Annotated in this window: 17 protein-coding genes and 1 tRNA gene; 4 read left to right on the top strand and 14 right to left on the bottom strand. The window is 61.6% G+C overall.

Annotation, left to right across the window (positions count from 1 at the left end; genetic code table 11):
* Positions 1-148 precede the first annotated feature (148 nt).
* Positions 149-994: an alpha/beta hydrolase gene (locus tag ACVI9W_RS15215; RefSeq protein ID WP_461530414.1), complete on the top strand. Its 846-nt coding sequence runs from the start codon at positions 149-151 to the stop codon at positions 992-994.
* On the opposite strand, the gene ACVI9W_RS15210 is transcribed toward ACVI9W_RS15215, so the two are convergent.
* A complete protein-coding gene (locus tag ACVI9W_RS15210) occupies positions 995-1,813 on the bottom strand; it encodes a helix-turn-helix domain-containing protein (protein WP_461530413.1) in 819 nt (272 codons plus the stop codon).
* Positions 1,814-1,990: 177 nt separating this feature from the next.
* On the opposite strand from ACVI9W_RS15210, the gene ACVI9W_RS15205 reads away from it, so the two are divergent.
* Together ACVI9W_RS15205 and ACVI9W_RS15200 are read left to right on the top strand one after the other, a co-directional pair.
* Positions 1,991-3,433, top strand: coding sequence for an alanine/glycine:cation symporter family protein (locus ACVI9W_RS15205; RefSeq protein WP_461530412.1), 1,443 nt, complete (start codon positions 1,991-1,993; stop codon positions 3,431-3,433).
* A gap of 1 nt (position 3,434) precedes the next feature.
* On the top strand, positions 3,435-4,427 hold the full coding sequence (locus ACVI9W_RS15200; protein WP_461530411.1) for an asparaginase: 993 nt from the start codon (positions 3,435-3,437) through the stop codon (positions 4,425-4,427).
* A 4-nt stretch (positions 4,428-4,431) separates the two neighbouring features.
* Here the strand turns inward: ACVI9W_RS15200 and ACVI9W_RS15195 are convergent.
* The 9 genes from ACVI9W_RS15195 to ACVI9W_RS15155 all read right to left on the bottom strand — a co-directional run bounded on the left by ACVI9W_RS15195 (position 4,432) and on the right by ACVI9W_RS15155 (position 15,752).
* A tRNA-Sec gene (locus ACVI9W_RS15195) sits at positions 4,432-4,527 on the bottom strand.
* A gap of 6 nt (positions 4,528-4,533) precedes the next feature.
* The gene (selB, locus tag ACVI9W_RS15190) at positions 4,534-6,453 is read right to left on the bottom strand and encodes a selenocysteine-specific translation elongation factor (protein WP_461530410.1); all 1,920 of its coding nucleotides are present in this window, start codon (positions 6,451-6,453) and stop codon (positions 4,534-4,536) included.
* A complete protein-coding gene (gene selA / locus ACVI9W_RS15185) occupies positions 6,450-7,880 on the bottom strand; it encodes an L-seryl-tRNA(Sec) selenium transferase (RefSeq protein WP_461530409.1) in 1,431 nt (476 codons plus the stop codon). Before selA ends, selB begins: the two co-directional genes overlap by 4 nt.
* Before the next feature lie 129 nt (positions 7,881-8,009).
* Entirely contained in the window at positions 8,010-8,936 is a 927-nt protein-coding gene (gene fdhE / locus ACVI9W_RS15180; RefSeq protein WP_461530408.1) for a formate dehydrogenase accessory protein FdhE, read from the bottom strand.
* 4 nt (positions 8,937-8,940) lie between these two features.
* Positions 8,941-9,594 carry a formate dehydrogenase subunit gamma gene (locus ACVI9W_RS15175; protein ID WP_422417057.1) on the bottom strand — a complete coding sequence of 218 codons (654 nt, stop codon included), beginning with the start codon at positions 9,592-9,594 and terminating at the stop codon, positions 8,941-8,943.
* Positions 9,591-10,541 (bottom strand): formate dehydrogenase subunit beta, encoded by a 951-nt coding sequence (gene fdxH / locus ACVI9W_RS15170; protein WP_191831388.1) that lies wholly within the window; start codon positions 10,539-10,541, stop codon positions 9,591-9,593. The genes ACVI9W_RS15175 and fdxH overlap by 4 nt, the downstream gene beginning before the upstream one ends.
* On the bottom strand, positions 10,541-13,606 hold the full coding sequence (gene fdnG, locus ACVI9W_RS15165) for a formate dehydrogenase-N subunit alpha (protein WP_461530407.1): 3,066 nt from the start codon (positions 13,604-13,606) through the stop codon (positions 10,541-10,543). Before fdnG ends, fdxH begins: the two co-directional genes overlap by 1 nt.
* A 226-nt stretch (positions 13,607-13,832) precedes the next feature.
* Positions 13,833-14,348: a single-stranded DNA-binding protein gene (locus ACVI9W_RS15160; protein ID WP_107024803.1), complete on the bottom strand. Its 516-nt coding sequence runs from the start codon at positions 14,346-14,348 to the stop codon at positions 13,833-13,835.
* Between the two features lie 9 nt (positions 14,349-14,357).
* Positions 14,358-15,752 (bottom strand): MFS transporter, encoded by a 1,395-nt coding sequence (locus tag ACVI9W_RS15155; RefSeq protein ID WP_038606197.1) that lies wholly within the window; start codon positions 15,750-15,752, stop codon positions 14,358-14,360.
* 129 nt (positions 15,753-15,881) lie between these two features.
* Between ACVI9W_RS15155 and uvrA the strand changes: the two genes are divergently transcribed.
* Positions 15,882-18,716, top strand: a complete 2,835-nt coding sequence (gene uvrA / locus ACVI9W_RS15150; RefSeq protein WP_461530406.1) for an excinuclease ABC subunit UvrA — start codon at positions 15,882-15,884, stop codon at positions 18,714-18,716.
* 120 nt (positions 18,717-18,836) lie between these two features.
* Here the strand turns inward: uvrA and bfr are convergent, their stop codons facing one another.
* The 4 genes from bfr to ACVI9W_RS15130 all read right to left on the bottom strand — a co-directional run bounded on the left by bfr (position 18,837) and on the right by ACVI9W_RS15130 (position 22,517).
* Positions 18,837-19,301 (bottom strand): bacterioferritin, encoded by a 465-nt coding sequence (gene bfr / locus ACVI9W_RS15145; RefSeq protein ID WP_038606192.1) that lies wholly within the window; start codon positions 19,299-19,301, stop codon positions 18,837-18,839.
* Between the two features lie 155 nt (positions 19,302-19,456).
* The gene (locus tag ACVI9W_RS15140; protein ID WP_461530405.1) at positions 19,457-20,905 is read right to left on the bottom strand and encodes a catalase; all 1,449 of its coding nucleotides are present in this window, start codon (positions 20,903-20,905) and stop codon (positions 19,457-19,459) included.
* A 181-nt stretch (positions 20,906-21,086) separates the two neighbouring features.
* On the bottom strand, positions 21,087-21,473 hold the full coding sequence (gene rplQ, locus ACVI9W_RS15135) for a 50S ribosomal protein L17 (RefSeq protein WP_002555463.1): 387 nt from the start codon (positions 21,471-21,473) through the stop codon (positions 21,087-21,089).
* A gap of 42 nt (positions 21,474-21,515) precedes the next feature.
* The gene (locus ACVI9W_RS15130; RefSeq protein WP_003186012.1) at positions 21,516-22,517 is read right to left on the bottom strand and encodes a DNA-directed RNA polymerase subunit alpha; all 1,002 of its coding nucleotides are present in this window, start codon (positions 22,515-22,517) and stop codon (positions 21,516-21,518) included.
* Positions 22,518-22,533 lie beyond the last annotated feature (16 nt).

Genomic DNA, 22,533 nt, shown 5'->3' with positions numbered 1-22,533 from the left:
GGTCAGATTGATTGAGGAAAGGGCACATTTTGCGTTTTCCGGCAGGGGAAGTCCAACGCTGGCCTAGCTAACGCCTTATCTACGCAATTCGGCAAACGGCCTATAATGCGCCCGACACGAGCATCCTCGGCTTCTCAAGGCGACGTCCATGGAACTTGAAGCGGCTTCAGCACAACGTTCAACCTGGCAATACGATGAGCCCAGCCCCGGCGCTGAACGGTTCATCAGCGAAACCTTCGACAGCTATCAGCAACAGGCCCGGCTACTGATCCCCGACGAGGAGCGCGCGGCGCCGCTGTTCGTTGTCGGTGGCGCACGCTCGGACTTTACCCGCCTCAACCCCCTGCTCTACCGGCTACAGGCATTGGGTATCGGCTCACTGACCGCCAACCTGTCCGGGCACAGTCAGGCCAGCGAGCCGGGTGCGCTTGCGCCTTCGCTGCGCACCAACCGCGATGAAGCACTGCGCTTTCACCGGCATATCGCTGCACGTTGCCAGACCGTGATCGGTCATAGCCTGGGGGCGTCCATCGCCTTGAAGCTGGCGGCACAGCAACCGGCTGTGGATAAGTTGATCCTGATCTGTCCCGCCGTCTACCCCGACAACGCCCATGACGCCCCCTTCGGCCCGGCCTTTACTGCGGCAATCAGCAAGCCCTATGGTTTTCTGGACTGCGACAGCTTTGAGTTCCTGCGCCAGTTCCACGGCCGGGTGTTGCTGGTGATGGGTGAGTTCGACGGGCTCAACTCCCAGACGCATGGCCAGGGTGCCGGTACATCGGCCGGCACCTTGTGGCTGGCGGGCGCGCAGCGTTACAGCCCGATCCCGGAAGAAGTCACCCGCTCGCTGCTCAAATCCGTGCCGCCTCCAAACCTTCAGTGTCTGCTGCTCTCAAACTGCGATCACGGCGTTGCGGCACATTTGCGTAGCGCACCATTGGTAGCAGATCAGGTGGCGCAGACCGTCGCGGAGTTCATCTTCGACGCCAGTTGATCACTCGATCTCGAACAAGCCGTTGCTGATCGGCCCGACACTCAGGCGCTCGCGCACATCGTCATCGATACGCGGATCGTCCGGGCGATACAGCTTCACCTGGCGGTAGGCGCTGATGCGGTTGATCTCGGTCCCCAGATACTCCCAGACCACCCGGGTGCAGGCGGGGGTACGCCGGTCGCCACTGGACACCCCGGTTTTCAGGCCGTTCAAACGGGTGATGCGGCTCTTGAAGCTGGGAATCAGGATGGTCTGGCTCATCTCGTTCACCGTCAGCGACTCGTAGTCGATGAGAAACAGGCGATCCTGCAACTGGAACGCCGCGCCCAGGTAGCGACAGCGTACCCAGTCTTCGGCCTGCACATCGGTACTGCTGGAACGCTCCTGGCGTTCCTGGCGCTCGAACAGAAAGGTGCCACGCTCCTCGCGCAGGTGCACCAGCGACAGCAGGATCGAGCCCGGCACCGACATGCAGTTGGAGTATTCGAAGTAGTAACCGCAGTACCGCGACAGGTTGCCGCTCTGCTCACGCAATGGCCGCAGCAGTTCGCTCAGCGGATCTTCTTGCGGGACGCTGACGCTGGCCGGGTTGCGCGCCCCGATCAAGCGGGCGAACTGCTCAGGCGGCAAACCCAGCTCGTAATCCTCGACACCGAAGAAATCGCCGATGCGCTTGAGGTTGAACGGCGTCGGCTGACTTTGCCCGCTCAGGTACTTGTTGAACTGTGCCCGGTTGATCGACAGCTGCCGGCAAACCTCTGAAATAGAGCGGTAGTGACTGCAGGCGAGTTTGAGGTTGGTACCAAGATTTTCGCTCATGCGAGTCGTTCCAGGTGATGCGACAGGCGCTAGTTTAGCATCAAGTCGCATCAACTCAGAGCAACCCGCGAAATTGTAACCATATTTATCTTGGCCAACCATGCGCCCCCATGGATACGGCGCATCGACGTCTGTCCGGTTGTCTTTCATGCAAAGAATAAGAATCGAGGTCACTCCATGCTCGAAGCACTCAACGATTTCCTTTCGGGGAAACTCCTCATCGTGCTGATCGTCGGACTCGGCGGTTATTTCACCATCCGTTCCCGTTTCGTCCAGTTCCGCCATTTCGCCCACATGTTCAGCGTCTTCAAGGAATCCTTGCACGGCCAGGCTGGCCAGTTGAGCTCGTTCCAGGCCCTGATGCTGAGCCTGGCCGGCCGCGTCGGCGCCGGTAACATTGCCGGTGTCGGTATCGCTGTAACCCTCGGCGGCCCAGGCGCGGTGTTCTGGATGTGGGTCACTGCCCTGGTGGGTATGTCCAGCAGCTTTTTCGAATGCACCCTGGCCCAGGTCTACAAGCGTAGCGACGGCGACGGCTTGTACCGTGGCGGTCCGGCCTATTACATCCAGCACGGTCTGAAGCTCAAGACCATGGCCGTGGTGTTCTCCCTCCTGCTGCTGGTGACCTACGGCTTTGCCTTCAATGGCCTGCAGTCCTACACCGTGACCCATTCGCTGCAGAACGCCTTCGGTTTCGCTCCCGAGCGCACCGGCATCGCTCTGGCCGTGCTGCTGGCGATCGTTTTCCTCGGCGGCATCAAGCGCATCGCCGCAGTCTCCGACCTGCTGGTACCGGTCAAGACCCTGGCCTACATCGGCGTAACCCTGTACGTGATCGGCAGCCAGATCGAACACGTCCCGGCCATGCTGGAAACCATCTTCAAGAGCGCTTTCGGTCTCGATCCGGCGTTCGGCGGCCTGCTCGGCAGCGCCATTGTCATGGGCGTGAAGCGTGGCGTGTTCGCCAACGAAGCGGGCCTGGGCAGTGCACCGAACGTAGCGGCCGTGGCTGCGGTGAAACACCCGGGCGCGCAAGGCGTGGTCCAGGCGTTCAGCGTGTTCCTCGACACCTTCGTGATCTGCACCTGCACCGCGTTGCTGATCCTGCTGTCCGGCTTCTACACCCCGGGTTTCGAAGGTGATGGCATCGTGCTGACCCAGAATTCCCTGGCCGCTGTAGTCGGTGACTGGGGCCGTCTGTTCGTCAGCGTGGCGCTGTCGCTGTTCGTCTTCACCTGCATCCTCTACAACTACTACCTGGGCGAAACCAGCCTGCAGTTCCTGACCCGCAACCGCCTGGTACTGCTGGGCTACCGCGCGCTGGTGCTGGCCCTGATCGTCTGGGGTTCGGTGCAGAACCTGTCCACCGTGTTCGCTTTCGCCGACATCACCATGACCTGCCTGGCCTTCGTCAACCTGATTGCCCTGGCCCTGCTGTTCAAGATCGGCCTGCGGGTAATGCGCGACTACGACGAGCAACGCAAAGCCGGTATCAAGCAACCAGTGTTTGATGCGCGCAAGTTCAGCGACCTGGATCTGGATCTGCAGGCCTGGCCGGTCAATCCGCAGACTGAGCCCAAGCCTGCAACCGGCGCCGCTGTCGCGCAGCCGCAGAACTGACATGCGCGCCGTCAACAACCTGCTGGTGCTCTACACCGGAGGCACCATCGGCATGCTCGAAACACCGCAAGGCCTGGCGCCAGGCGGTGGTTTCGAGGCGCGCATGCGCGACTACCTGGCGGCTCACCCCGATTCGCCAGGCATCCGCTGGACCTTGCGTGAACTGTCGCCGCTGCTCGACAGCGCCAACATGCAGCAGGCCAACTGGCTGGCGATGTGCGATGCGATTGTCGAAGCCGTGAAGAAGGATGGCCACGACGGCATCCTCGTACTGCACGGCACCGACACCCTGGCCTACAGCGCAGCGGCCCTGTCATTCCTGCTGCTCGGGCTGGAAGTCCCGGTGGTACTGACCGGTTCGATGTTGCCGGCGGGCGCCGCGGACAGCGACGCCTGGAGCAATCTGTGCGGGGCCTTGAGCCTGTTCGAGACGGGTGTCGAGAACGGCGTGCACCTGTATTTCGCAGGCCAGTTGTTGCATGGCGCGCGCACCAGCAAGCTGCGCAGCGAAGCCTTCGATGCCTTTGCCGCACTCCCGCGGCATCGCGAGAGTCAACGGGCCGAACAGGTGCCGGCGGTACTCACCTACTGCCAGCCCCGGGTTGCGGTGAACCTGGCTGTATTACCGGTTTTTCCGGGGCTGCAGGCAGCTCATGTGCGGGCGTTGATCGACAGTGGCGTCAAGGGCCTGGTGCTGGAATGTTACGGCAGCGGCACCGGTCCTTCCGATGATCAGGCCTTGCTCCAGGTCTTGAGTGATGCGCGCCAGCGCGGGGTACTGATGGTCGCTATCAGCCAATGCCCGCAAGGCAGTGTGAAGTTCGATACCTACGCGGCGGGCAGCCGGCTACGCGATGCAGGCCTGGTCTCAGCCGGCGGCATGACCCGCGAAGCTGCGCTGGGCAAACTGTTCGCGCTGCTGGGTGCCGGACTGGATGTGGCGACCGCACAGCACTGGTTCGCCCTCGACCTTTGCGGGGAACGGGCGCAGTAGAAAATGGCGGAAGGCAGCGGGAGTCGAACCTGCCCGGGAACGGCTGCCGTCCCCAACCGGGTTTGAAGCCCGGCCGCGCCACCGGGCGCGATTGCCTTCCTTGAACTCAATGCCCCGGCGATTGTGCCAGGGCGTTGTCGGCCCGTACCTGACGCCGGTCACCAATGCGCCGGGTCAGGCCGATACGATCAAAATACTCCAGCACCTGAATGCTGCGTTTGCGGCCGATATCCAGCACATCACGAAAGGCCGCCACCTGCACCACCGGGTCATCACTGGCCAGCTGCAAGAGCATAGCTGCCATTTGTCGGATTGTGGCTTCAGGATAGAACAGATCGCGCACCACCTGGTGCACCTGGCCCAGACGCGCCAACTTGCGCAGAAGCAGTCGAACCTGCGCTTCCTCTTGCGCCAGCGACCTGGCCAGATCACGCACCCAGGGCGGATCGAACCGGCCTTGTTCAAGCAGCGGCCGCAACTGCAGCCATAGCGTTTCATCCTCTTCGTTCAGGCGTACTTGATGTTCGGGCAAATGCAGCCAGGGGCCGTTGCCAACGATTGCACCACTGGCGAGCAATTCATCCAGCAGGCTGATGAAGGCCGGACGCTCCAGCGGCAAGGCGGCAAAGCGGCGTAAGCGATCCCGGTCGGGGCCGAGCTGATCGGGCTCCTGCTCATGAAAGTGCGCCAGCTGCTCTAGCACGGTTTGTTTCAGCGCCTGCCAGCGCGCCGCGGTGAACAGCAACGGGCCCTGACGCGTAGCGATGACCTGGACATCTGCCGGCAGTTTCCAGCTGCTGCGCAGACGGTTGAACTGACGCTCCAGGCGTTGTGGATCAAGACCGACCTCATCGTTGGCGAGCAGCGCCGGCAAGGCCTGCTCCAGGCTGTCGACGCTGGCCAGCGCCTGCAACTGCGCCAGACGTGCCTCGCTGCGCCGTTGGCGCGCCGGGGCAAAAGGATCGAGCACCCGACCACCGCCAAGGGTGCGTTGCGCGCTATGGTCGCGCAGCACCAGGCGGTCGCCGTGCACCGCCTGCAGCGGTGCGTTTAGCTGCAACTGGGCAAACATGCGGCCGCCCGGCAGTAGATGTTCACCCTGCAACAAGGCCACCCGCGCACTGACATCCTGGGTGCCCAGGTGCACATGCACCGGACTGAAATGGGCAAAGCTGCGCACTTCACTGGCGAGTAACTGCAGTTCGATATCCACCCGTTGGGTCGGCCCGTGCAGCCACTCGGCGAGCAGCCAGTCGCCGCGGTGAATCTGCGCAAGTTCCAGGCGCTCGGCGCTGATGTTCAACGCCACCCGCTGCCCCGCCCATGCCTCGGGCACCGCCTGGTTCTGGGCATGCAGCCCGCGTACCCGCACCGCCTTTCCAGCCTTGCCCAGGAGCAGAGTGTCACCCAACTGCACCTGGCCATCGAGCGCGGTCCCGGTGACCACAATACCGGCACCGGCCACCGCGAAAGCGCGATCGATGGCCAGACGAAAGCCGCCGCGGCGGCTGCGCGCGCGGATCTCGCCCTGGGCATTGATCAAAGCCTGGCGCAGGGCATCGACCCCCTCGCCGGTGATGCTGGACAGCGGAAATTGCCTAGCGCCAGCATAGGGCCCGGCCTCCAGCAAGCTACTGACTTGCGCCTGGACTTCGCGGACCCGACGCGGCTCGACGCGATCGCACTTGCTGATAACCACCAGCAACCGGGGGATACCCAGCAATTGAACAATCGCCAGGTGTTCGCGGGTCTGCGGCATCACCCCGTCATCCGCGGCCACCACCAGCACCACCAGATCGACACCCTGGGCACCGGCCAGCATGTTGTGGATAAACCGCTCGTGGCCAGGTACGTCGATGAAACCGGTCAACGGTGCCCCCGCCTCCAGGCTGGCATAGCGATAGCCCAGGTCGATGGTCATGCCCCGTTCGCGCTCTTCCCGGCGCTGATCCCCTGCCTGGCCGGTCAGCGCTTCAAGCAAGGAGGTCTTGCCATGGTCGATGTGCCCTGCCGTGCCGACGATCACCTGATCGTCTCCAGCAACTGCAATTGCGCGAGTTGCGCCAGCCAACCGGCCTCGTCATCCAGTTGCCGCAAGTCCAGCCACAGGGCGTCATCATCGATGCGCCCAAGCACCGGCACCGGCAGCTTGCGCAGTGCTTCCTCAAGGCTGCGCAGGCTGCGACCGCGCAGGCGCCTGGACAGCTGCGGACGCAGGCACAGGGCGGCACTGGGTAAACGGGCCACCGGCTGGCTGCCGCTGCCGATCATGCTCTGCGCCGGCACTGCGGCGACGTCCCAGTCAGCGCCCAGTACCCGGCCGAGCTGCGGCGCCAGGCGTTCGGCCTGGGCCGTAATGTCAGACTGGGGACGGGTCAACAGACGCAGGCTGGGCAGCCGTTCAGCCAGCAGGTCGGGGTTACGGTACAAGCCCAATACCGCTTCCAGCGCCGCGAGGGTCAACTTGTCGACCCTGAGCGCACGCTTAAGCGGGTTCTTCTTGATCTTGGCGATCAGTTCCTTGCGCCCGACGATGATCCCGGCCTGCGGGCCGCCGAGCAGCTTGTCGCCACTGAAGGTGACGATGTCCGCGCCATCATCCAGCGCCTGGCGCACCGTCGGTTCGGCGGGCAGCCCCCAGCGCGTGAGGTCAAGCAAGCTGCCGCTGCCCAGGTCTTCAAGCAATGGCAAGTCATGCTGGTGAGCCAGTTGCGCCAGCTCCCGGGTGGCAACCTGGGCAGTGAAACCCTGGATGCTGTAATTGCTGCAATGCACCCGCATCAATAGGCCGCTGCGTGGGCCGATGGCCGCTTCATAGTCGCGGGCATGGGTACGGTTGGTGGTACCGACTTCATGCAGTTTGACCCCGGCGCGGGCCATGATGTCCGGAATGCGAAAGGCGCCGCCAATCTCGATCAGTTCGCCACGGGAGATGATGCCTTCCTTGCGCGCGCCCAGGCTGTTGAGTGCCAGCAATACCGCCGCCGCATTGTTGTTGACCACCGTGACCGCCTCGGCACCGGTCAGCTCACGGATCAGCCCTTCAATCAGGTCATCGCGGTCACCGCGCTTGCCGGTGGCCAGGTCATATTCAAGGTTCAGCGGATAGCGCGCGGCCATTTGCACCGCGTCGATGGCTTCCTCGGGCAGCAGCGCCCGGCCAAGGTTGGTGTGCAGGACCGTACCGGTAAGGTTGAACACCCGCCGTACCTGGCTGCGGTGCTGGGCTGCAAGCCGTTCGCCGGCGCGTCCGGCAAGCACTGCCGGAGCCAGTTCTGCGCCGTCTAGCTGGCCGAGTCTGGCCGGATCGCGCAGGTCGTCGAGCAGCTGGCGCGAAGTAGCCAGTACGGCGTCGCGCCCATAGCGCTCAATCAGCGGCTGGCAGGCGGGGTGGCGCAACAGGGTGTCGATGGAGGGCAGGCGTATCGGGAGTTTGGCGAGGTTGGAGGGCATTAACGAGATTACCTTCAACAGGGTGGACCAGTTCGCGGGGCAAGCTCGCCCCTACAGGTGAAGGGGCTCTGTGGGAGCGGGCTTGCCCCGCGATGGCAGCAACACAAAACCTGAGTGTAGACGCTGAGATCACTCCCCTCCCGGCGCCAGCATCAGATTCGGCGCCAGCCGCTGATAGCCCTCCTGATCCAGGCGCAGATCCAGCGCCAGGCTTGCCAGATCAGCAGACAGCGCCTCGGCATCAGCGTCGCACTCCAGATAGATCTGCTTCAGATAACTCTTGCACCCCGGACAACATTCGGCACGCAGCGGCGCCTTGCCGGCGGCATGGCGATCATCCTCGAGGTTGAAATAAGTCAGCCCCTTGCTCTGCTCGCAGTAGATGCACTTGACCCGCACCACATGCCACTCACACGCGCACAGCGAGCACACCAGATAGCGCAGGCCGTTGTACTTGCCGCGATGGCGGATCACCCCGGCCATCGGCGGCGAGCCGCAGGCCGGGCACTGACACAGGCTGTCGCCAGCCTTGAGTTCGGTGTTCGGCAGGCTCAGCAGCCAATGACTCCAGGCCGCCTGCAGCGCTGCACCGAGAAACGGCACCAATGCCGCTGGCACGGCGCTGAACTGCCCGGTCAGCAAGGCGATGCCCCAGAGCTTGCGTTGCTCGGCACTGGACGCGCTCAAGGCGCTTACGGCAGCCAGCAACTCAGCGCTGACAGGCGTCGGGTAGCGTTGCAACAAGGCGTCAAGATAAGCCAGCCATTGCCCTTCACGCACCAGACTGTCGGCAGCCAGCGGCGGCAAACCGTGCTCGACACACAAACGCTGACGCTCAGTCTCGGCAGGCGCCGCCACCGGCGGTTGATCGAGCAGGTTCTGCTGGATTCGGCACAGGTCGGCAATCAGCCGCAGGTAGTCACCCAGGGCATTGCCCTCGGCGAGGGTGTCCAGACGCGCCGCACGCAACGTAAAAAGATTCGCTGGCGGCAGATAGAGAAGCGGCGGCGAGCTGGCCGCCGCTTCGATCTGCCCAGGTTCAAGAATGGTGCTCAAGTGGTCATCCTTTTTTTCTGATCTGCGAGTCTGGTGGGTCCTCGCGGGTCACTTCCCGATACCATAGTTCATGGTGCTTTTTCGCCCAGGCGCGACTGACCCAACCATGCAGCATCGCGCTGACCGAGCCCTTGATCCAGACCCCGGCGTAGATGTGCACAATGATGCTCAGCACCAGCACGAAAGCGGCCAGCGCGTGCAGCAACGTCGCCAGGCGGATCGAGCCGATACCGAAGTACTGGCTGAACCAGGCGCGCCAGATCACCACGCCACTTAGCAACAGGACCAGCATGCACAGCAGCAGGGTCCAGAACAGCAGCTTCTGCCCGGGGTTGTACTTGCCGATAGGTGGCACGCCCTCCTCTTCGTTGCGCATCACCCGGTCGATACGCCTGAGCCACAGACGATCATTGGCGATAAAGAAATTCGCCCGCCAGAAGCGCAGTACCAGGAAGAGAAAGAATACGAACATCAGCACACCGATGAACGGGTGCAAGATGCGCGTCCACGGCCCGCCACCGAACAGATGGCTGAGCCAGAACAGCGCCGGGTGAAACAGCGCCAGCCCCGACAATGCAGCCATGATGAACAGGATCGCTACCAGCCAGTGGTTGCTGCGCTCGTTGGCGTTGTAGCGCAGGATGGGTTTGTCTTTCATGGCCGCTCCTCCCCTTGCCCACCCGGTTTGTGCGGGTCAAACACATGCACAGCAGGGTCGACCACATGCACGCTGGTATCCGGCGCACTCGGGTGCTCGTCCTCCTCGACCCGGTTCGGGCCAATGCGCACATAGTGGAAGAACCCGGCCAGCACCGCCGCGCCCATGGCCAGCAGCGCCAGCGGTTTGCTCACCCCTTTCCACAGCCCAACCAGCGGGCTGATCACCGGCTGGTCCGGCAGGCCCGCGTACAGCTTCGGTTGATCGGCGTGGTGCAGCACGTACATCACATGAGTACCGCCGACACCATCCGGGTCATACAAGCCGGCGTTGTCGAAGCCCCGCGACTTGAGGTCGACAATGCGCTCGGCGGCGTGCTCCTTCATGTCCTCCTTGCTGCCGAACACGATTGCCCCGGTCGGGCAGGTCTTCACACAGGCGGGCTCCAGCCCTACCGCGACGCGGTCGGAACACAAGGTGCACTTGTAGGCCTTGTGATCCTTCTGCGAAATCCGCGGAATGTTGAACGGGCAACCAGTGATGCAGTAACCGCAACCGATGCAGTGGTCCTGGTTGAAGTCGACGATGCCGTTGGCGTGCTGGATGATCGCGCCTGGGCTCGGGCAGGCCTTCAGGCAACCGGGCTCGGCGCAGTGCATGCAGCCGTCCTTGCGGATCAACCACTCCAGGTTACCGTCGGCATTTTCATGCTCGGTGAAGCGCATCAGGGTCCAGGTCTCGGCCCCCAGGTCATGCGGGTTATCGTAAGTGCCGTAGCTGTGCCCCACCTCGTCACGCAACTCGTTCCATTCCGAACACGCGACCTGGCAGGCCTTGCAACCGATGCACTTGGTGGTGTCGATCAGCTTGGCCACCTCCTCCTGCTGGCGGATCGACGGCGGCGCCGTGGTGGTGGCCGAACGGGCGATGATGTCTTGGCTAGCCATCAGATTTTCTCCACGTTGACCAGGAACGACTTGGATTCCGGCGTTTGCGTATTGCCGTCACCGAGGAACGGCACCAGGGTGTTGGTCAGGTAGCCATGCCGGGTCACCCCGGTAAAGCCCCAGTGCAACGGAATACCGATCTGGTGCACGGTCTGGTTGTTGACCTGCAACGGACGAATCCGCTTGGTCACCACCGCTACCGCCTCGATATGCCCACGCTTGCTGCTGACGCGCACCCGGTCGCCGGCGGCGATGCCCTTCTCCTTGGCCAGTACCTCGCCGATTTCGACAAACTGCTCCGGCTGGGTCACGGCGTTGATCGGGCAATGCTTGGTCCAGAAGTGGAAGTGCTCGGTCAACCGGTAGGTGGTAGCGGCGTAGGGGAAGTCCTTGGCTTGCCCCAGGGTGTCCCATACCGAATCGAACACCCTGCCTGCCGGGTTGCTGGTGGCCTTCTTGTTGTTCGGGTGCAACGGGTTGACCCCAATGGGCGTTTCGAACGGCTCGTAGTGCTCCGGGAACGGCCCTTCGGCCATCTTGTCCAGAGCAAAGAAACGCGCCACGCCCTCTGGGTTCATGATGAACGGGTTCATCCCCGCTTCCGGCGCCACGTCGGCCTTGAAGTCCGGTACGTCGGTACCGCCCCAGGCTTTACCGTTCCACCACACCAGCCGTTTGTTCGGCGACCAGGGTTTGCCCTGCACATCAGCCGATGCCCGGTTGTAGAGAATCCGCCGGTTCGCCGGCCACGCCCAGGCCCAACCGAGGTTCTGCTTCATGCCGAACGGATCGGAGTTATCGCGCCGGGCCATCTGGTTGCCCTGCTCGGTCCAGCTGCCACAGAAAATCCAGCAGCCGGAAGCCGTACTGCCATCGTCCTTGAGCTGGGCGAAGGCGGCCAGTTGCTGCCCGGCCTTGATGGTCGCGCCGCTGGCATCGGTGACATCGGATACCGCGTAACCGCTGAACTCCTTGGCGATTTCTTCCGGGGTCGGCTCGTGCGCTACCTTGTACGGCCAGTTGAGCTTGAGGATCGACTCGGCCCAGGCCCCACCCTCGCGCTGGTAACGCTCGCGCAGGCGCAGGAACAGAGCGCTCATGATCCACACGTCGGTTCGGGCCTGACCCGGCCCTTCCGCGCCCTTCCAGTGCCATTGCAGCCAGCGGCTGCTGTTGACCAGCGAGCCGTCTTCCTCGGCAAAGCAGGTAGTGGGCAGGCGAATGACTTCAGTCTGCACGTTCGCTGTATCGACATCGTTGTACGGCCCGGCGTTGCGCCAGAACTCCGAGGTCTCGGTCGCCAGCGGGTCCATCACCACCAGCCACTTGAGCTTGCTCAACGCGGCGGTGACACGGTTCTTGTCAGGCAAGGCGGCAATCGGGTTGAAGCCCTGGCAGAAGTAACCGTTGACCTGCTCCTTGGCCATCATGTCGAACATCTTCAACACGTCGTAGCCCGGGATATCCAGCTTCGGCAGGTAATCAAAGCCCCAATGGTTCTCGGCGGTGGCGTTGGCGCCATACCAGGCCTTCATCAGGCTGACATGGAACTTGCCGTAGTTCTGCCAGTAGGACAGCTGCCCCGGACGCAGCGGCTTCGGCGCGCGTTTGGCGATGTAGGTGTCGTAGTCCTGCTCGGCATCCGACGGCAGGGTCAGGTAGCCCGGCAGCAGGTTGGACAACAGCCCCAGGTCGGTCAGCCCCTGGATATTGGAGTGGCCGCGCAGGGCGTTGACCCCGCCACCGGGCATGCCGACGTTGCCCAGCAGCAACTGGACCATGGCCGCACTGCGGATGATCTGCGAGCCGATCGAGTGCTGGGTCCAGCCCAGGGCATAGAGGATCGTCATGGTCTTGCCCGGTTGCGAGCAGGTGGCGATCTCTTCCCAGACCTTGCGCATGCTGTCCACCGGCATGCCACAGATCTGGCTGGCCAGCTCCGGCGTGTAGCGGCTGTAGTGCTGCTTCATCAGCTGGTAGACGCAACGCGGATCCTGCAGGGTCGGATCGACCTTGGCAAAGCCGTCTTCACCGAGCTCGTAACCCCAGCCGGACTTGTCGGTGTAGCTGCGTTTGTCGGCATCGTAGCCACTGAACAGACCATCTTCAAAGCCATAACCGGCTTTGACGATGAACGCCACGTCGGTGTAGTTGCGTACGTATTCGTGCTGAATCTTGTCTTCGGTCAGCAGGTAATTGATCAGCCCGCCCATGAAGGCGATATCCGTGCCGGTGCGGATCGGCGCGTAATAGTCGGCCACCGAAGCGGTTCGGGTAAAACGCGGGTCGACCACGATCAGCCGGGCCTGGTTGTGCGCCTTGGCCTCGGTCACCCATTTGAAGCCACAGGGATGGGCTTCTGCAGCGTTGCCCCCCATCACCAGGATCAGATTCGCGTTGGCGATATCGGTCCAGTGATTGGTCATGGCTCCACGGCCGTACGTCGGGGCAAGACTTGCCACCGTCGGGCCATGTCAGACACGTGCCTGGTTATCGAACCCCAGCATGCCAAGACTGCGAACGACCTTGTGGGTCATGTAGCCGGCTTCGTTGGAGGAAGCCGAAGCGGCCAGAAAGCCGACGCTCAACCAGCGATTGACCGTCTGGCCCTGGGCGTTTTTCTCGATGAAGTTGGCGTCGCGATCGGTCTTCATCAGATCGGCGATGCGATCCAGCGCCTCATCCCAGGACACCTGCGTCCATTCCTTGCTGCCCGGCTTGCGTACCTGTGGATACTGCAGGCGGTTGGGGCTGTGGATAAAGTCGAGCAGACCGGCGCCTTTCGGGCACAGCGTGCCGCGGTTCACCGGATGGTCGGCATCGCCTTCGATATGGATGATGTTCTGCGCAACGTTCTTGGCCGCATCACCCTGGCTGTACATGATCAAGCCACAGCCAACCGAGCAATAAGGACAGGTGTTGCGGGTTTCTTTGGTATGCGCCAGCTTGAAGTGACGCACCTGCTCGGCGAAGGCCGGTGTCGGGGCCATGCCCAACGCAGCCAGGCTCGAACCTCCAAGGCCGATAGCGGCGACCTTGAAGAACTGCCGACGGTTGAGATCCATCGTGCACTCCTGATCAGGTGGTGGACGCGCGGGACGTTGCCGGCGTCTCTTGAACGATCACGGTGGCGACTTTTACTGCAGGCGCCAGTTGATACTGTAGTCAAGATTTCAGGAAGCGCGATGAAGGTGGACTAGCGGCACATTGCCACGCCCTGGTCAGGCATAAAGCAAAACGCCCAGTGCGAGGCACCGGGCGTTTTGTGGATGTAGCGGTCAGCGCCATGAATCAGAACGGAATATCATCATCAAAGCTGTCGAAATCCGGAGCCGGCTGTGGAGCAGCCTGTTGCGGCGCTGGGCGCTGCTGCGGTGCCGACTGCTGTGGACGCGGAGCCTGTTGGCGTGGCGCCTGGTTGTAGTTGTTGCCGCCCTGCTGCTGAGAACCGTCCTGGTTCTGCGGACGACCGCCGAGCAGCTGCATGGTGCCCTGCATGTCGACGATGATTTCAGTGGTGTAACGCTTGATGCCGTCTTTTTCCCACTCGCGGGTCTGCAGTTTGCCTTCGATGTAGACCTGCGAACCTTTGCGCAGGTACTCGCCGGCGATCTCGGCAACCTTGCCGAACATCGAAACGCGGTGCCACTCGGTGCGCTCGACCTTCTGGCCGGTTTGCTTGTCGGTCCACTGCTCGCTGGTAGCCAGGCTCAGGTTGGTCACGGCGTTACCGTTGGGCAGGTAGCGGACTTCGGGATCCTGACCGCAAGTACCGACCAGAATGACTTTGTTAACCCCACGGGCCATAACGTTCTCCTAGGCTTCGCACGCTGCGGAGGCCGGGTTTACCAGGCGCTCTAGGGTCGTGCGATCCAAAATTTGTGTATCAAGTTTGATATAGATGGCGGACTCATCGGCCACCACCACTGCGTCGGTCACACCCGGTACGGCCAACAGCCGTTCGGTCAGTCCCGCTTCGCGGACCGCCTCGGCCGACAACGGCATGCGCAGGCTGGTCACGTACGGCGGCTCACGCATGCTCAGGGCAACGATCCACCACACTGCACATAAGGCTGCACAGCCCAGGAACACCGTACTCAGGCCACCGTGCTGGAACAACCAGCCACCGAGAATTCCTCCCAGCGCGGCGCCAAGGAACTGGCTGGTGGAGTACACCCCCATGGCCGTGCCCTTGCCGCCGGCGGGCGACACCTTGCTCACCAGCGAAGGCAAGGATGCCTCCAGCAGGTTGAAGGCAGTAAAGAATATCACGGTGCCTATCACCAGTTCGTGCAAGTTGTCTGCCGACAGCCAGAAATACAGCTCGGTCAGCACCAAAACACTGACCGCACCCAGCAGGACACGTTTCATCTTGCGCTTTTTTTCGCCGTAGATGATGAACGGGATCATTGCAAAAAATGAGACCAGCAAAGCCGTCAGGTACACCCACCAATGCTCTTCCTTGGGCAGGCCGCCGCGCTCGACCAAGGCCAGGGGCAAGGCGACGAAGCTGGCCATCAGGATCGCATGCAGGACGAAGATGCCGACATCCAGGCGCAGCAGGTCGGGATGACGCAAGGTCGGCCCCAGGGCTTGCTTGGCGACGCCAGACTCGCGGTGTTGCAAGGCGCCGTGGGACGCCGGCACGACAAAGGCGATCAGGGCGATGCCGACCACCGCCATGGCGGCCGTGGCCAGGAACAGCCCGGACAAGCCGAAGGCACGGGTCAGCAAGGGGCCAACCACCATGGCCACGGCAAACGACAAACCGATGCTCATGCCGATCATGGCCATGGCTTTGGTTCGGTGTTGCTCGCGGGTAAGGTCCGAAAGCAGCGCCATCACTGCCGCCGAAATCGCCCCGGCACCTTGCAGGATACGTCCGGCAATCACCCCCCAGATCGAATCAGCCTGGGCCGCCAGCACGCTGCCCAGGGCAAAGATCACCAGGCCCAGGTAGATCACCGGACGACGACCGATGCGATCGGAAATGACCCCGAACGGAATCTGCAGGAATGCCTGGGTCAGGCCATAGGCACCAATGGCCAGGCCAATCAGCGCCGGCGTGGCGCCAGCCAGGTCCATGCCATAGGTCGCCAGCACCGGCAGGACCATGAACATGCCCAGCATACGGAAGGCGAACACCAGGGCCAGGCCGCCTGCGGCGCGGGTTTCGCTGCCACTCATGCGTTCGCTGTGGGGATCGTGCATGGATAAACCTCGTGTGAACCGGCGGCGATTCTACCAGTCCGATCGCGTAACGGCATATACGTGACGCTTTGCCGCGTACTGGCAGGGAGCCGTATACTCAACCGTTTATGCCCGCCAAGCGAGGCCGCAGTGGACAAGATCCTGATTCGTGGGGCACGGACCCACAACCTGAAGAACATCGACCTGACCCTGCCCCGGGACAAGCTGATCGTTATCACCGGCCTGTCCGGTTCCGGCAAGTCGTCGCTGGCCTTCGATACCCTGTACGCCGAAGGCCAGCGCCGCTATGTCGAGTCGCTGTCGGCGTATGCCCGGCAGTTCCTGTCGATGATGGAAAAGCCTGACGTCGACACCATCGAAGGACTGTCGCCAGCGATTTCCATCGAGCAGAAGTCAACCTCGCACAACCCGCGCTCGACTGTCGGCACCATCACCGAGATCTATGACTACCTGCGCCTGCTCTACGCCCGCGTCGGTACCCCGCGCTGCCCGGACCACGACATTCCGCTGGAGGCGCAGACCGTCAGCCAGATGGTCGATCTGGTGCTGGCCCAGCCCGAAGGCAGCAAGCTGATGCTGCTGGCCCCGGTGATTCGCGAACGCAAGGGCGAACACCTGGCCGTCTTCGATGAACTGCGCGCCCAGGGTTTCGTCCGTGCGCGGGTCAACGGCAAGCTGTTCGAGCTTGATGAACTGCCCAAGCTGGATAAACAGAAAAAGCACACCATCGAAGTGGTGGTCGACCGTTTCAAGGTCCGCGAGGACCTCCAGCAGCGCTTGGCCGAATCCTTCGAAACCGCGCTGAAGCTGGCTGACGGTATTGCCCTGGTCGGCTCGATGGATGACGACCCGTTCGAGGAGATGATCTTCTCGGCGCGCTTCGCCTGCCCGATCTGCGGCCATGCCATCAGCGAGCTGGAACCCAAGCTGTTCTCCTTCAACAACCCGGCAGGCGCCTGCCCGACCTGTGACGGGCTGGGGGTCAAACAGTTCTTCGATACCAAACGCCTGGTCAATAGCGAACTGACCCTGGCTGAAGGTGCGATTCGCGGCTGGGACCGGCGCAACGTTTATTACTTCCAGATGCTCGGCTCACTGGCCGCGCACTATGACTTCAGTCTCGAAGTGCCCTTCGGCGAGCTGCCGGTCGAACAGCAGAAAATCATCCTGCATGGCAGCGGCAAGCAGAACGTCGACTTCAAGTACCTCAACGACCGCGGCGATATCGTCAAGCGTTCGCACCCGTTCGAAGGCATCGTGCCGAACCTGGAGCGGCGCTACCGCGAGACCGAGTCGGCGACCGTGCGCGAAGAGCTGGCCAAGTTCCTCAGCACCCAGCCCTGCCCGGATTGCCGTGGCACGCGCTTGCGCCGTGAGGCGCGGCACGTCTGGGTCGGTGAAAAGACTCTGCCGGCGGTGACCAACCTGCCAATCGGTGATGCCAGTACCTACTTCGGCGGGCTGAAACTGACAGGGCGTCGCGGTGAAATTGCCGACAAGATTCTCAAGGAAATCTGTGAGCGCCTGCAGTTCCTGGTCAATGTCGGCCTCGACTACCTGACCCTCGACCGTAGCGCCGATACCCTGTCCGGCGGTGAGGCCCAGCGTATCCGCCTGGCCAGCCAGATCGGCGCCGGCCTGGTCGGGGTCATGTACATCCTCGACGAGCCGTCCATCGGCCTGCATCAACGCGACAATGACCGTCTGCTGGCTACCCTCAACCACCTGCGCGATATCGGTAACACGGTGATCGTCGTCGAACACGACGAAGATGCCATTCGCCTGGCCGACTACGTCGTGGATATCGGCCCGGGTGCCGGTGTGCATGGCGGTCAGATCGTTGCCGAAGGCACACCGGCCGATGTTATGGCCCATCCTGATTCGCTGACCGGCAAATATCTGTCCGGGCGGGTGAAAATTGCCGTACCGGCCAAGCGCACGCCACGCAACAAGAAGCTCTCGCTCAAGCTCAAGGGTGCGCGTGGTAACAACTTGCAGAATGTCGACTTGGAGATCCCGATCGGCCTGCTGACCTGCGTGACCGGTGTTTCCGGCTCGGGCAAGTCGACCCTGATCAACAACACGCTGTTCCCCCTCAGTGCCACGGCCCTGAATGGCGCCAGTACCCTCGAGGCGGCGCCGCATGACAGCTGTGACGGCCTGCAACACCTGGACAAGGTCGTGGATATCGACCAGAGCCCGATCGGCCGTACGCCACGCTCGAACCCGGCGACCTACACTGGCCTGTTCACCCCGATCCGTGAGCTGTTCTCCGGCGTGCCGGAATCCCGTTCCCGTGGCTACGGTCCGGGACGCTTCTCTTTCAACGTCAAAGGCGGACGCTGCGAGGCCTGCCAGGGCGACGGTCTGATCAAGGTCGAGATGCACTTCCTGCCTGACATCTACGTGCCCTGCGACGTGTGCAAGAGCAAGCGTTACAACCGCGAAACCCTGGAGATCAAGTACAAGGGCAAGAACATCCACGAGGTCCTGGAAATGACCATCGAGGAAGCCCGCGTGTTCTTCGACGCGGTGCCGGCGCTGGCGCGCAAACTACAGACACTGATGGATGTCGGCCTGTCGTACATCAAACTGGGGCAGTCGGCGACCACTCTCTCCGGTGGTGAAGCACAGCGGGTCAAGTTGTCGCGCGAGCTGTCCAAGCGCGATACCGGCAAGACCCTGTACATCCTCGACGAGCCGACAACAGGTCTGCATTTCGCAGATATCCAGCAGTTGCTCGATGTACTGCACCGCCTGCGCGACCACGGCAACACCGTGGTGGTGATCGAGCACAACCTGGATGTGATCAAGACTGCCGACTGGATTGTCGACCTGGGCCCCGAGGGTGGCTCCAAGGGTGGGCAGATCATTGGCTGCGGCACACCGGAAGAAGTCGCCGAGATGAAGCAGTCGTATACAGGCTACTACCTCAAACCGCTGTTGGAGCGCGATCGCGCGTGACGTGGGAGCGGGCTTGCCCCGCGATAACGGTGTGTCTATCACATCGCGGGGCAAGCCCGCTCCCACCGATCGAAACAAAAAAGCCCCGCACTGGCGGGGCTTCTTTTTGTTCCGGGAAAATTACATCTGCGACTGCAGGTAGTTCTCCAGGCCGATGGACTTGATCAGACCTTGCTGCTTTTCCAGCCAGTAGGTGTGATCTTCTTCAGTGTCGGCCAGTTGCAGGCGCAGGATGTCACGGCTGATGTAGTCCTTGTGCAGTTCGCACAGCTCGATGCCTTTGCACAGTGCGGCGCGCACCTTGTACTCCAGGCGCAGGTCGGCAGCGATCATTTCCGGCACGGTTGCGCCAACGTCCAGGTCATCCGGGCGCATGCGTGGAGTACCTTCGAGCATGAGGATACGACGCATCAGGGCATCAGCGTGCTGGGTCTCTTCTTCCATCTCGTGGTTGATACGCTCGTAGAGCTTGCTCAAGCCCCAGTCTTCGTACATCCGCGAATGGATGAAATATTGGTCACGTGCCGCCAGTTCGCCCGTCAGCAACGTGTTGAGATAATCGATTACGTCCGGGTGACCTTGCATCGCCCTGCCTCTCCCTGTGTGAAAGTTATAGTTTGAACCAGGATGCCCGGAAGGTCACTTGGAATCGGGCATAAATGTGCAAAAAAGCAGGTAAACGGTAGTGATATTCATTGAAAAACCGCCCAAATGAGGGCGGTTCTTCTTATCACTTCGACTTAGGCGAGATTTATGCCCAAAGCCTTGGCAATCCCTTCTCCATAGGCCGGATCGGCCTTGAAGAAGTGCTGCAACTGACGCTGAACGACATCTTCGGAAACCCCGGCCATGGCCCCGGCAATGTTGTTGATCAACAGGGCCTTCTGCTCGGCGTTCATCAAGCGGAACAGTGCACCGGCGTGGCTGTAGTAATCGGTGTCTTCGCGATGATCGTAACGATCAGCCACACCATTGAGCTCCAGTGCAGGCTCGGCAAACTGCGGCGCCTGCTTCGGCGCATTGCCGTAACTGTTCGGTTCGTAGTTCGGTGTCGCACCACCATTGCTGCCAAACGCCATGCTGCCGTCACGCTGGTAGGTGTTCACCGGGCTGCGTGGGGCGTTTACCGGCAATTGCTGATGGTTGGTACCAACGCGATAGCGGTGGGCGTCTGCATAGGCGAATACGCGGCCCTGGAGCATACGGTCGGGCGACAAACCGACACCTGGAACCATATTGCTCGGCCCGAATGCAGCCTGCTCGACTTCGGCGAAGTAGTTGAGCGGGTTGCGGTTCAGTTCCAGCTCGCCGACTTCGATCAACGGGTAATCCTTCTGCGACCAGGTCTTGGTCACGTCAAAGGGGTTCTCGTCGCGGCTGGCCGCCTCTTCTTCGCTCATCACCTGGATGCACACCGCCCATTTCGGGAAGTCGCCGCGCTCGATGGCTTCGAACAGGTCACGCTGAGCGTAATCAGGATCAGTACCAGCCAGACGGGCCGCCTCGGCGGGCGCCAGGTTCTTGATGCCCTGCTTGGTCTTGAAGTGCCACTTGACCCAGGTGCGCTGGCCCTGAGCGTTGATCAAGCTGTAAGTGTGGCTGCCAAACCCGTGCATGTGACGGTAACCGTCTGGAATGCCGCGGTCGGAAAACAGAATGGTGACCTGGTGCAGCGCTTCAGGCGAATGCGACCAGAAGTCCCACATCGCCTGCGCACTTTTCAGGTTGCTTTGCGGCAGACGTTTCTGGGTGTGGATAAAGTCGGGGAATTTCAGCGGATCACGAATGAAGAACACCGGGGTGTTGTTGCCGACGATGTCCCAGTTACCTTCCTCGGTATAGAACTTCAGGGCGAAACCACGCGGATCACGCTCGGTATCCGCCGAACCACGCTCACCACCCACGGTAGAGAAGCGCAGGAAGGTTTCGGTCTGCTTGCCGACAGTGCTGAACAGCTTGGCGTAACTGTATCGGGTGATATCCCGGGTTACCGTGAAGGTGCCATAGGCCCCCGAGCCCTTGGCGTGTACACGACGCTCAGGGATGTTCTCGCGGTTGAAGTGGGCGAGTTTTTCAAGCAGGTGGAAGTCATCCAGCAACAACGGCCCCCGCGGCCCTGCGGAGCGTGAGTTCTGGTTATCGGCAACCGGTGCACCGCTGGCGGTGGTCAGTGTCTTGGTCTGGCTCATGCGCTATCTCCCTATCGGTCCTTACGGTCTCAAACTGCCGGCTAATCGGCCTGGAATGAGTATCGACCAGAACTATGACAGCAACAAATTCATTACCTGACTTGGATCAATAGATTGTTTCAATACATGCAGACACAAAAAACCGGGCACTAGGCCCGGTTTCTTGTTTCAGACTGACGTCTTATTCAGCAGCTTCTACCGAGCCACCGACAGGACGATCAACCAGCTCGACGTACGCCATTGGTGCGTTATCGCCAGCGCGGAAGCCGCACTTGAGGATACGCAGGTAGCCGCCCTGACGGGTGGCATAGCGCTTGCCCAGATCGTTGAACAGCTTGCCGACGATTTCTTTCGAACGGGTACGATCGAAAGCCAGACGACGGTTAGCTACGCTGTCTTCCTTGGCCAGGGTGATCAGCGGCTCGGCAACGCGGCGCAGTTCCTTGGCTTTTGGCAGGGTAGTTTTGATCAGCTCGTGCTCGAACAGCGACACCGCCATGTTCTGGAACATAGCCTTGCGGTGAGAGCTGGTACGGCTCAGGTGACGTCCACTTTTACGATGACGCATGATTCATTCCTTACCAAACACTACGTTCGGTGATTACGACGATCAGGCAGTCGCCTTGTCGTCTTTCTTAAGACTTGCAGGCGGCCAGTTGTCGAGGCGCATGCCGAGGGACAGACCACGGGAGGCCAGAACGTCCTTGATTTCAGTCAGGGACTTCTTGCCCAGGTTCGGAGTCTTCAACAGTTCTACTTCGGTGCGCTGAATCAGATCGCCGATGTAGTAAATGTTCTCCGCCTTAAGGCAGTTGGCCGAACGCACGGTCAATTCCAGATCGTCAACCGGACGAAGCAGGATCGGATCGATCTCGTCTTCCTGTTCGACTACCACAGGTTCGCTGTCACCTTTGAGGTCGACGAACGCAGCCAACTGCTGTTGCAGGATGGTTGCAGCACGACGGATAGCCTCTTCAGGATCCAGGGTACCGTTGGTTTCCAGATCAATAACCAGCTTGTCCAGGTTGGTACGCTGCTCGACACGGGCGTTTTCCACCACGTATGCGATACGGCGAACCGGGCTGAACGAAGAGTCAAGCTGCAAGCGACCAATGCTGCGGCTTTCGTCTTCATCGCTCTGACGCGAATCGGCCGGCTCATAACCACGACCACGAGCTACGGTGAGCTTCATGTTCAGGGCGCCGTTAGACGCCAGGTTAGCGATTACGTGATCGGGGTTAACGATCTCGACATCATGATCCAGCTGAATATCGGCAGCGGTAACCACCCCCGAACCCTTTTTCGACAAGGTCAGCGTAACTTCGTCACGACCGTGCAGTTTGATAGCCAGGCCTTTCAGGTTCAACAGGATTTCAATGACGTCTTCCTGTACACCTTCGATTGCCGAGTACTCGTGGAGTACACCGTCAATCTCGGCCTCGACTACTGCACAGCCAGGCATAGAGGACAACAGGATGCGGCGCAGCGCGTTGCCCAGGGTATGGCCAAAGCCACGCTCGAGAGGCTCGAGCGTGATTTTAGCGCGGGTTGGACTGACGACCTGCACATCGATGTGGCGGGGCGTCAGGAACTCATTTACCGAAATCTGCATGGATGCACCTATTTTC

The organism is Pseudomonas sp. 210_17 TE3656, assembly GCF_054821965.1.
This window is presented reverse-complemented; position numbering and strand designations above follow the sequence as displayed.

Coding starts and splice junctions, on each gene's coding strand:
- ACVI9W_RS15205 (WP_461530412.1), top strand. CDS start 1,991: ATGCTCGAAGCACTCAACGATTTCCTTTCGGGGAAACTCCTCATCGTG.
- ACVI9W_RS15140 (WP_461530405.1), bottom strand. CDS start 20,905: ATGAGCCAGACCAAGACACTGACCACCGCCAGCGGTGCACCGGTTGCC.
- ACVI9W_RS15200 (WP_461530411.1), top strand. CDS start 3,435: ATGCGCGCCGTCAACAACCTGCTGGTGCTCTACACCGGAGGCACCATC.
- rplQ (WP_002555463.1), bottom strand. CDS start 21,473: ATGCGTCATCGTAAAAGTGGACGTCACCTGAGCCGTACCAGCTCTCAC.
- bfr (WP_038606192.1), bottom strand. CDS start 19,301: ATGCAAGGTCACCCGGACGTAATCGATTATCTCAACACGTTGCTGACG.
- selA (WP_461530409.1), bottom strand. CDS start 7,880: ATGCCCTCCAACCTCGCCAAACTCCCGATACGCCTGCCCTCCATCGAC.
- ACVI9W_RS15155 (WP_038606197.1), bottom strand. CDS start 15,752: ATGCACGATCCCCACAGCGAACGCATGAGTGGCAGCGAAACCCGCGCC.
- ACVI9W_RS15175 (WP_422417057.1), bottom strand. CDS start 9,594: ATGAAAGACAAACCCATCCTGCGCTACAACGCCAACGAGCGCAGCAAC.
- ACVI9W_RS15215 (WP_461530414.1), top strand. CDS start 149: ATGGAACTTGAAGCGGCTTCAGCACAACGTTCAACCTGGCAATACGAT.
- ACVI9W_RS15130 (WP_003186012.1), bottom strand. CDS start 22,517: ATGCAGATTTCGGTAAATGAGTTCCTGACGCCCCGCCACATCGATGTG.
- ACVI9W_RS15210 (WP_461530413.1), bottom strand. CDS start 1,813: ATGAGCGAAAATCTTGGTACCAACCTCAAACTCGCCTGCAGTCACTAC.
- ACVI9W_RS15160 (WP_107024803.1), bottom strand. CDS start 14,348: ATGGCCCGTGGGGTTAACAAAGTCATTCTGGTCGGTACTTGCGGTCAG.
- fdxH (WP_191831388.1), bottom strand. CDS start 10,541: ATGGCTAGCCAAGACATCATCGCCCGTTCGGCCACCACCACGGCGCCG.